We start from the raw sequence: 9961 nt of genomic DNA, 5'->3' as shown, positions 1-9961 counted from the left end.
CCCGATCCGGCAAGATCATGCGCCGCATCCTCCGCAAGATCGCCGAGAACGAGTTCGGCGCCCTCGGCGACACCTCCACCCTCGCCGATCCCTCCGTCGTCACAGACCTCATCGACAACCGCCAAAACAGGTAAGGCGCCAGAACAGGTAAGCCACAAACCCGCCGTCCCGGAAAAAGCCGGGACGGCGGGGCGGCATCAATAGCGCCTGTCTTCCTTCACCCCCGACAGCAGCCACAGCCCGACCAGCAGGAAGGGCAGGACGACGGCGATGCCGAGGCGGCGATCGTCGGTCAGGTCGGTGACGACGCCGATCATGAAGGGGGCCAGAAAGGCCGTCGCCTTGCCCGAGAGCGCGTAGAGACCGAAGAATTCGGTCATCAGATGGGGCGGCGCCAGTTTCGCCATCAGGCTGCGGCTGGACGCCTGGGCCGGACCGAAGGGCAGCCCCAGAACGAGCGTGCAGAGGATGAAGGCCTGTTCCGCCGGACTGTCGAAGAGTCCGCGGTCGGGCGCCGGCGGCGTCACCTCGAAGACGAAGAAGATGTGTTCGGCGCCGATCGACAGGATCCCGACGGTGCCGAGGATCAGCATGACCAGGGAGACCGTGATCGTCACCTTGGAACCCGCCCGCGCCTCGAGCACACCGCCGAGGAAGGATCCCGCCATGGCGAGCACGTTCAGCAGGATGCCGAAGATGCCGAGGGTCAGCAGGTCCCAGCCGAAGGTGGCGCTGGCATAGATGCCGCCGAAGGCGAAGATGGCGAGCAGGGCGTCGCCATAGATCATATGGGCGATCAGATAGCGGAGCACATTGCGGTGCCGGGGCAGCCCGCGCAGGGTGGCGCCGAGCTGAGACAGGCCCTGGCGCACGGCCTTGCCGCGCGACAGGCCCTGGGACGCCTGATCCGGCACGAAGAGGAACATGGGCAGGATGAACACCGCCAGCCATACGGCGGAGAGCGGCCCCACCATGCGTTCCGCCTCATGGGCCGCCTTGTCGAGGCCGAAGGCCGGCACCTCGGGCAGGACGAAGAGGCCGAGCACGAGGCCGAGGGAGACCAGCCCGCCGACATAGCCGACCCCCCAGCCGATCGCCGAGAGCACACCGATCCGATGCGCCGGCACCAGGGAGGGCAGCATGGCGTTGTTGAAGACGATGGCGAATTCCGCCCCGATGGTCGCAAGCGTCACGGCCCCGAGCACGAGCAGCAGGCCGCCGCCATCGAGACCCGGCACCGCCGCCCAGAGCACGCCGCAGCCGGCGACGGTGCAGAGCGCCAGTACCGCGATCCAGGGCTTGCGCGGGCCCGCCGCATCGGCGACGGCGCCGAGCACCGGCGCCAGCAGGGCGATCGCCACCCCGGCGACGGTCTGGGTATAGCCCCAGAGCGCCTGTCCGCTGACCGCGTCCGGCGCCACGGCGGAGGCGAAATAGGGCGCGAAGATGAAGGTGGTGACCAGGGTGAAGAAGGGCTGGAAGGCCCAGTCGAACGTCGTCCAGGACGCCTGGGCGAGACGGTTCCCCAACGCTTTTCTCCTTCACCGTTTACGGCTATTTGGACGCGGAACCGCCGGCTTTTCAATCACCTTCGCCCACCCCAAAGGCGTCATCCCGGCGAAGGCCGGGATCTTTGTCCAAAAGGGCCGCCCTACTGTCGAAAGGTCCCGGCCTTCTGCCTGGACGACGCGTTTTTGCCCTAAACCGAGAACTGGCCGCGCAGGTGACGGCCGGCGAAGGTGAGTTTGGCGAGGGTGGGGCCGCCTTCCGTGAGCTCGCCGATCAGGGCATGAGTGCGGGCGATCGCGGCTTCATGGGTTTCGAGCCAGCCGTCGACGCCGCCTTCGGCCCTTGTCGCGGCCGAGGCGAGCAGGCGCTGCTGAGCGTAGAGATCGTCCACCAGGGCGGTCAGGGCGAGGCGATCCCAATGGTCCGTCACCTCGATCGCCGAGGCCGCCTCGCGCAGCGCATCGAGGCCGATCTCGTCGCCCAGACGGAAATAAGTGGCGCCGACCACCAGCACGTCGCCCCAGGATTCGGCCGCCGCGACGATGTCGAGCGCGCCGGCGAGGAACGGCAGGGCCGAAATCCCGGCCGCGAGATCCGCCGGCACCCCGAGCGAGGCGAGGCCGTCCTGCGCCGAGGCGAGGCGTGTTTCGGCCCGCGCCGGCAGAAGGTCCGGCAGGGCCGCGGTCAGGCGGGCCACGCCGGGGCCGTAGCGGTGCAGCGTCGCGGCGATGTCGAGGGGCTGGGACTCGTTGTGCAGCAGCCACATGCTCGCCTGCCGGGTGGCATTCGCCGTCTCCAGCAGCATCGCGATCTGGCTTGCCGCCGGCACCTTGCCGTCGAGCGCGTCGACCGCGCCGGCCAATTGGCCGAGTGCCAGAACTTCCCGCGCCGCGACGAAGGCGCGCGCGATGGCGCCCGCCTCGAAGCCCGTCGATTCGGCGATCCGGGAGACGAAGGTCGGCCCGGTCCAATTGACGATCGCGTTGGCGAGTTGGGTGGCGATGATCTCGCGCCGCAGGCGGTGGCGGGCGATCTGCGCCGGATAGCGGTCCTGCAGCGCCTTCGGGAAATAGGTCGCCAGCGCGTCGTCGAGGAAATCGTCCTCGGGCGCGTCGCCGTCCAACAGATCGTCCTGCAGGCGCATCTTGGCGTAGGACAGCAGGACCGAGGCCTCGGGCCTTGTCAGGCCCCGGCGCTCGCGGGCCCGGGCCAGCATTTCCTTGTCGCGCGGCAGATGCTCGACCGCACGGTCGAGGCGCCCCTCGGCCTCCAGCATGCGCATCAGGCGGATCTGGTTCTCCACCACCGACGGCCCGCGCGCCAGCACCATGCTGATCGACTGGGTCTGGAGATAATTGTCCTCGAGGACGAGCGCCGCGACATCGTCGGTCATGGCGCGCAGCAGTTCGTCGCGCTGCTTGCGGGTCAGATCGCCGTCGGCCATCACGCCGTTCAGCAGGATCTTGATGTTCACCTCGTGGTCGGAGCAGTCGACGCCGGCCGAATTGTCGATGGCGTCGGTATTGATGCGGCCGCCGGCGGCGGCATATTCGATGCGCCCGCGCTGGGTGACGCCGAGGTTGGCGCCCTCGCCCACCACCTTCACGCGGAGCTCGCCGGCATCGACGCGGATGGCGTCGTTCGCCTTGTCGCCGGCATCGGCGTTGGTCTCGGCCGCCGCCTTCACATAGGTGCCGATACCGCCGAACCAGAGGAGATCGGCCCGCGATTTCAGGATCGCGCGCATCACGTCCTGGGGCGTGAGCATCTCGGCATCGAGATCCAGGAGGGTGCGGACCTCGGGGCTGAGGGGCACCGCCTTCAGGCTGCGCGGGAAGATGCCGCCGCCGGCCGAGATCAGCTTGCGATCGTAATCGTCCCAGGACGAGCGCGGCAGGGCGAACAGGCGCTGGCGCTCGGCGAAGCTGACCGCCGGGTCCGGATCGGGATCCAGGAAGATGTGCCGGTGGTCGAAGGCGGCGACGAGGCGGATCTTCTCGGACAGGAGCATGCCGTTGCCGAAGACGTCGCCCGACATGTCGCCCACGCCGACCACCGTGAAGGGTTCGGACTGGGTGTCGTGGCCCATTTCGCGGAAGTGGCGCTTCACCGCTTCCCAGGCGCCGCGCGCGGTGATGCCCATGGCCTTGTGGTCATAGCCGGCCGAGCCGCCCGAGGCGAAGGCATCGCCCAGCCAGAAGCCGCGCGATTCCGCGATCGCATTGGCGATGTCGGAGAAGGTGGCGGTGCCCTTGTCGGCCGCGACCACCAGATAGGGATCGTCCTGGTCGTGGCGCACCACGCCTTCAGGCGGCGTCACCTCGCCCGCGACGATATTGTCGGTGACGTCCAGAAGGCCGCCGATGAAGATCCGGTAGCATTCGATCGCCTCGGCCTGGATCGCCTCGCGTCCCGCGGTGGCCGGCGGCAGGCGCTTCGGATAGAAGCCGCCCTTGGAGCCGGTCGGCACGATCACCGCGTTCTTCACCATCTGCGCCTTCACGAGGCCCAGGATCTCGGTGCGGAAATCCTCGCGCCGGTCCGACCAGCGAAGGCCGCCGCGCGCGACGCGCCCGCCACGCAGATGAACGCCCTCGACCCGGGGACTGAACACCCAGATTTCGACCAGCGGTTTCGGCAGCGGCAGCCCCTCGATGGCGCGGCTGTCCAGCTTGATCGCGAGGCACGGCGCATCGGCGCCGTCGGCGCGCTTCTGGAACAGATTGGTGCGCAGCGAAGCGTCGACGATGTTGAGGAAGCGGCGGAGAATCCGGTCCTCGTCCAGCGAGGCGACGGCGTCGAGGGATTCGAGGATGGCGGCGCGGGCCGTCTCCATCGCCGCCGCGCGATCGCCCTCGAAGGCGGGATCGTGGCGCAGGCGGAACAGGTCGACGATGGCGCGGGCGACGCCCGGCCAATGGGCCAGGGTCTCCTCCATATAGGCCTGGGAGAAGGAAAGGCCGATCTGGCGCAGATATTTGGCGATGGCGCGCAGCACCATGACGTCGCGCGCCGGCATGGCGGCGAGAACGACGAGACGGTTGAAGCGATCGTCCTCCATCTGTCCGGCCCAGAGCTGGGCGAAGGCATCCTCGATCAGGGGGCCGACGGCTTCCAGCGGCAGGGCGCGGCCGTCCGGCTCGACCAGGCGGAAATCGTGGAGCCAGACCACCTCGCCCCCGTCGGGACGGAGCGAGAAGGGCGTTTCCTCGATCACACGCAGGCCCATGTGCTCGATCAGCGGCAGACAGTCGGACAGGGGGGCCGGCAGGCCGCGACGGTAGAGCTTGAAGCGCAGCACCGTCTCGTCGTCCTCGAGCAGGCGGTAGACCGCCTGGGTCACGGCGCCGTCGCCGGTCGCGAGCAGCATCTCGGCGCGGGCGATGTCGGCGATCGCCACGGCCGGGGCATGGCTTTCGCGATAGGCGCTGGGGAAGGCGCGCAGCCAGCGCCGCGCGAGCCGCACCCCCTTGTCCTCGCCCTCGGCCGCGATCAGGGCTTCGCGCAGGCGGTCGACCCAGCCGCGCGCGGCCAGGATGATCTCCTTCTCCAGGGTCTCGGGATCCAGGCTGCGGATGCCTTCCTCGGTCGCGCGGACGATCAGATGGACGCGGGCGAGTTCGGTCTGGCCGACCTGACTGGTGCGGGACATGACCTCGCCGCCGGCGGCACGGCACAGGATGCCTTCGACCGACTGGCGCAGGGCCGTGTCGAACTGGTCGCGCGGCAGATAGACCAGGGCCGAGACCCAGCGCCCGAAGGCGTCGACCCGGAGGAAGAGACCGGTGCGCGGCCGTTCCTCGAGGCGGAGGATGCCATGGGCGAAATCCGCCAGCTCGTCTTCCGAAACCTGGAACAGCTCGTCGCGCGGAAAGGTCTCGATCGCGTTCAGGAGGGCCTTGCCGTCGTGGCTGTCGGCGGCATAGCCGGCCTTGGCGAGGACGCGCGCCGCCTTGCCCCGGAGCAGGGGAATGTCGCGCGGGCGAAGCTGGTAGGCGGTCGAGGCGAAGAGACCGTAGAAGCGCCGTTCGCCGACCATGCGGCCGTCGTCGCCGAACTGCTTCACGCCGACGAAATCCATGATCGCGCGGCGGTGCACGGTCGATTCCATGTTGGTCTTGGTGACCATGACCGGCGGCCCCTGTTCGCGCAGGTGATGGACGCCCGCCTCGCCGCCGCGACCCATGGCGTGGACCCGCGCGTCGCGCAGCAGGCCGAGGCCGCGCGCCTGCACGAAGCCCTCGTCCTCGGCGACATAGTCGCGGGTCGCGAGCAGGACGAAATTGCCCTCGGCCAGCCAGCGCAGGAAGTCGGCCTGTTCGCGATCGACCCCCGGCACCGCTTCGAGATGCGCGATGGCATCGTTCAACGTGTCGAGCATGGGGTGCCAGTCCTCGACCGCGGCGCGCACGTCGCCCAGCACCTTGTCGAGGACGGAGGCGAGTTCGGCGCGGCTGTCGGCGTCGCCGTCCTCGTCGATCTCGATGTGGATCAGGGATTCGGCGATGACGCCGCCGGTGCCGGGGTCGACCAGGCCGGTGCGGTGGCCGTCGGCGTCGCGGGTCACGCAGAGCACGGGATGGGCGATCATGTGGACGCCCCGGCCCTCCCGCGCCAGGGTCGCGGTGATCGAATCGACCAGGAACGGCATGTCGTCGGTCACGGTCTCGACCACCGTATGCGGGCTGTGCCAACCGTGGCTGTCGAGGCGGGGATTGAACACCCGGACCCGATGGCTGCCTTTCGGCCGTTCGGCGGCGAAGCGCCAATGGCCGAGGGCGGCGCCGAACAAGGCGTCGGCCGGCTGGGCCAGAAGATCCTCGGTCGCGAGCCGGTCGAAATAGCGCGCGACCATGACCGCGATCTCGTCGGCCCCCGCGCCGAGGCGCTTTTCCGCCAGGGCGACGATGGCCTGAAGCTGGTCGCGCCGCGCCTGTTCAGCCTTGTTCTCGACCATGATACCTCCCCCGACGACCGTCTCGACTGACGGCGAGCCTAGCCGAGAGCTGTGACACCACCAAGGCACGAGACGGGCTCAGGACCCTTCCGCCGGCGGCACGAGACGCCACGAGGGCTGCCCGCCGCGTTTCGCCGCGCGCGTATCCTGGTGTTCGAGCCAGGCCCGATAGAGCGCGAGATCGAGTCTGTCGCACCAGGCGAAGGGCAGGCCCGGCAGCGGGTTGAAGGGATTGGTGCGGGCCATCGCCCAGATTTCCATCCGGTCGGACGGCCGGCGCAGCACGTCGCCCCGACGGTGTAGGCCGCGCGTATCCGCGACCACCAGCGTATTCCGCTTCACCGCGAAGGCGCGCGGCGCCGGCAGGCCGAGACCCGGCAGGTCCGTCACCGGCACCCGGAGCGAGCCGCGCGCAGAGAGCCGGTCGGGCGAATCGCGCTCGCCCAGGCTGCGCCGGTACTCATAGGCAAGGCGCGACCGGGTCAGGCGGTGGGAGCCGGGCACATAGGTGAAGGGGCCCGAGGCCTCGTCGACGTCGTCGAGGAACAGCCAGGCCTTCATGGTCGGCTGGAAGGTGTCGATGTGGAGATTGGTCTGCGGATCGGGCGGGCCCGGCAGGACGCCGGAGCGGATCGTCTGCACCCACTGCCCCGGCACCCGCAGCCGTCCCGCGACATAGCCGAGCAGGCGCCGGTAGCGCCGGTCCGACAGCAGCCGCCGGGCCGTCGGCAGTCCCGCCAGCGCGTGATGGTCGAGGAGGATGCGGTGGGTGATCGTGTCGCCCTGGTGGCAGGCGCGGCCGGGCGCGCGCAGCGCCCGGATCTCCGCCTCCAGGGCGGCGAATTCGGCGGCCGGCAGGAAGTCGCTCTTCAGGATGAAACCGTCCCGGCGGAACGCGGCGCGGTCCCCGGCGGCGACCGTGGGTGAAAGCAGCAGGCGCCGGAACGCCATCGCCCGGTCGGCGAGGACGAGCCGCGCGACATGGAGGCCGAGGCGATTGAGCAGGGGACTGCCGATCACCGGATTGCCCGCGAACGACTTGGCGCCCGTCCCGAGCGAAAGGACCCGAATCGGCAACAGCAGCAGGTTTTTCAATGCCTGGCTGAATCCCCTGATCCACTTCCTCTTATTCGGCGACAAACTATTCATGACGTTGTACTTTAGGAGGATATGTCGGCATTCGGAACAATCTTCCCTCTATGCGGAACCGCGTGCAGGAGAAGCGCTTCCACTACCATTGGCACTATTACACTCCTGTGATAAAAGAACTTTTGTAGGGGCAGTAATTCATTGGAAACACTCGGTTATCCGTGGTGCTGATGTAGTTCGGTATGTCGGCTCAGCGCTTTTGCCGGGGACAAGGAGAACAACTATGCCTTCCAAGGCTAATCCGGTCGATGTTCATGTCGGGGCCCGGGTAAAGCTGCGTCGTCAGCTTCTGGGCTTCAGTCAGACGGAACTTGGCAACGCCCTGGACCTCACCTTCCAGCAAGTGCAGAAGTACGAAAAAGGCACCAACCGGATTTCGGCTTCCAAGCTTCACAAGATGGCCGAAGTCCTCGATGTGCCGATCTCCTTCTTCTTCGACGGCGTCGACGGCACCCGTCCCGAGACGGATTCGAGCGAACTCGATCTCATGTCGCGCGCCGAGACCATCAACCTGGTGCGCGCCTATTACTCGATCGAGGATGAAGCGGTTCGCCGCAAGGTGATCGAGCTTCTGCGCACCCTCGGCAAGGAAGCAGCGGAGGCCTGAGCCCGCGCCGGTCGGCGGCCTCGGCCCCGGCGGACCGGTGGGGGCACTTTGCAGCTTGGCGCGAGGCCCGCTCTATCCGGGGCGGGCCTCTTGCTGTATGCTCGCGCCATGATCGTGTCGGCCCATCTTCGCAATGCCTGTCGGCAGCCCGGTTCCGCCCCTTCGCGGAAATCCGTGCTGATGCTTCATTGCGCGCGCATCGGTTACAATCCCTAGGATCCGGTCTTCCTGCCAAGCCCGTCCTGACGATTTCCCTTGCCCGAGGCCAAGACCATGACCGTTACCACCGCGCCCGCCCGCAATTCGACCAGCGCCTTCCAGGCCGCCGACGCGCGCCACCACCTGCACCCCTTCACCGACCACGCCGCCCTCGCCGCCAAGGGCGCCCGCGTCATCAACCGTGCCGACGGCGTCCGCCTGTGGGACACGGAAGGCGCCAGCCTGATCGACGGCATGTCGGGCCTCTGGTGCGTGAACGTCGGCTATGGCCGCGCCGAACTGGCGGAAGTCGCCAGGCAGCAGCTTCTCGAACTGCCCTATTACAATACGTTCTTCCAGTGCACCCATCCGCCGGTGGTGGCGCTTTCGGAGAAACTGGCGCAGATCGCGCCGGCCGGCATGGATCTCGTCACCTATGCGGGCTCGGGGTCGGAGGCGAATGATTCGATCGCCAAGCTGGTGCGCTACTTCTGGAACCTGCAGGGCAAGCCGCGCAAGAAGACGATCATCAGCCGTAACTACGGCTATCACGGCGTCACCATGCAGGCCGCCTCCATGTCGGGCCTGACGCCGATGCACCCGCAGTTCGACCTGCCGCTGCCCGGCGTCGTCCATATCGAGGCGCCCTATTGGTACGCCCACGGCGGCGACCTCAGCCCCGAGGAATTCGGCCTGAAGGCGGCCCGCGCCCTCGAGCGCAAGATCCTGGAACTCGGGCCCGAGAATGTCGGCGCCTTCATCGGCGAGCCGATCCAGGGCGCCGGCGGCGTGATCATTCCGCCCTCGACCTATTGGCCGGAGATCATGCGCATCTGCCGCCAGTACGACGTCCTCGTCATCGCCGACGAGGTGATCTGCGGCTTCGGGCGCACGGGCAATTGGTTCGGCAGCCAGACCTTCGGCATCGAGCCCGATTTCATGACCATGGCCAAGGGCCTGACCTCCGGCTACATCCCCATGGCCGGCATCATGATGGGCAGGCGCGTGGCCGACACCTTCCGCGCCGCGGGCGAGGAACTGGTCCACGGCTTCACCTATTCCGGCCATCCGGTGGCGGCGGCGGTCGCGCTGCGCAACATCGAGATCATGGAGGAAGAACGCCTCGTCGAGGCCGCCGGCGGCGAAATCGGCGGCTATTTCCAGGAGAAGCTGGCGGCGCTGGCCGATCATCGCCTGGTCGGCGAAGTGCGCGGTGTCGGCATGATCGCCGCCATCGAACTGGTGGAACACAAGCCGACGCGCTCCTTCTTCGATCCGAAGCGCGAGGTCGGCACCCAGTGCCGGAACCATTGCTTCGCCAACGGCCTCGTCATGCGCGCCTGCCGCGACGTCATGGTGCTGGCACCGCCCCTCTCCATCACCAAGGCGGAGATCGACGAACTGGTCGGCCTGGCCGCCCATTGCATCGAACTGACGGCCCGCGACCTCGGCCGCTGATTCCGTCCGTCCGCCTCGCCGCCCCGGCCCAGGCCGGGACGACGAGGATGAGAATGCCTAATCCCTTTGGAGGTTGGCCGCAC

General features: G+C 68.2%; 5 protein-coding genes. 2 read left to right on the top strand and 3 right to left on the bottom strand.

The window, feature by feature from the left end; genetic code table 11:
- Window positions 1-197: 197 nt before the first annotated feature.
- The 3 genes from L2U69_RS18360 to L2U69_RS18350 all read right to left on the bottom strand — a co-directional run bounded on the left by L2U69_RS18360 (window position 198) and on the right by L2U69_RS18350 (window position 7561).
- Window positions 198-1529 (bottom strand): MFS transporter, encoded by a 1332-nt coding sequence (locus L2U69_RS18360; protein ID WP_236108582.1) that lies wholly within the window; start codon window positions 1527-1529, stop codon window positions 198-200.
- A gap of 170 nt (window positions 1530-1699) precedes the next feature.
- Window positions 1700-6466 (bottom strand): NAD-glutamate dehydrogenase, encoded by a 4767-nt coding sequence (locus tag L2U69_RS18355; protein WP_236108581.1) that lies wholly within the window; start codon window positions 6464-6466, stop codon window positions 1700-1702.
- 78 nt (window positions 6467-6544) lie between these two features.
- Entirely contained in the window at window positions 6545-7561 is a 1017-nt protein-coding gene (locus L2U69_RS18350; protein WP_236108580.1) for a phytanoyl-CoA dioxygenase family protein, read from the bottom strand.
- Window positions 7562-7838: 277 nt separating this feature from the next.
- Here L2U69_RS18350 and L2U69_RS18345 point away from each other — a divergent pair, with 277 nt between their 5' ends.
- On the top strand, window positions 7839-8222 hold the full coding sequence (locus tag L2U69_RS18345; RefSeq protein ID WP_236108579.1) for a helix-turn-helix domain-containing protein: 384 nt from the start codon (window positions 7839-7841) through the stop codon (window positions 8220-8222).
- 273 nt (window positions 8223-8495) lie between these two features.
- Entirely contained in the window at window positions 8496-9878 is a 1383-nt protein-coding gene (locus L2U69_RS18340; protein ID WP_236108578.1) for an aspartate aminotransferase family protein, read from the top strand.
- The last annotated feature ends 83 nt before the right edge of the window (window positions 9879-9961 follow it).

Source organism: Zavarzinia marina, from assembly GCF_021568905.1.
Classification (GTDB): Bacteria; Pseudomonadota; Alphaproteobacteria; order Zavarziniales; family Zavarziniaceae; genus Zavarzinia; species Zavarzinia marina.
Note: the sequence above shows the minus strand (reverse complement) of the source record. Positions and strands in the feature narration are given on the sequence as shown.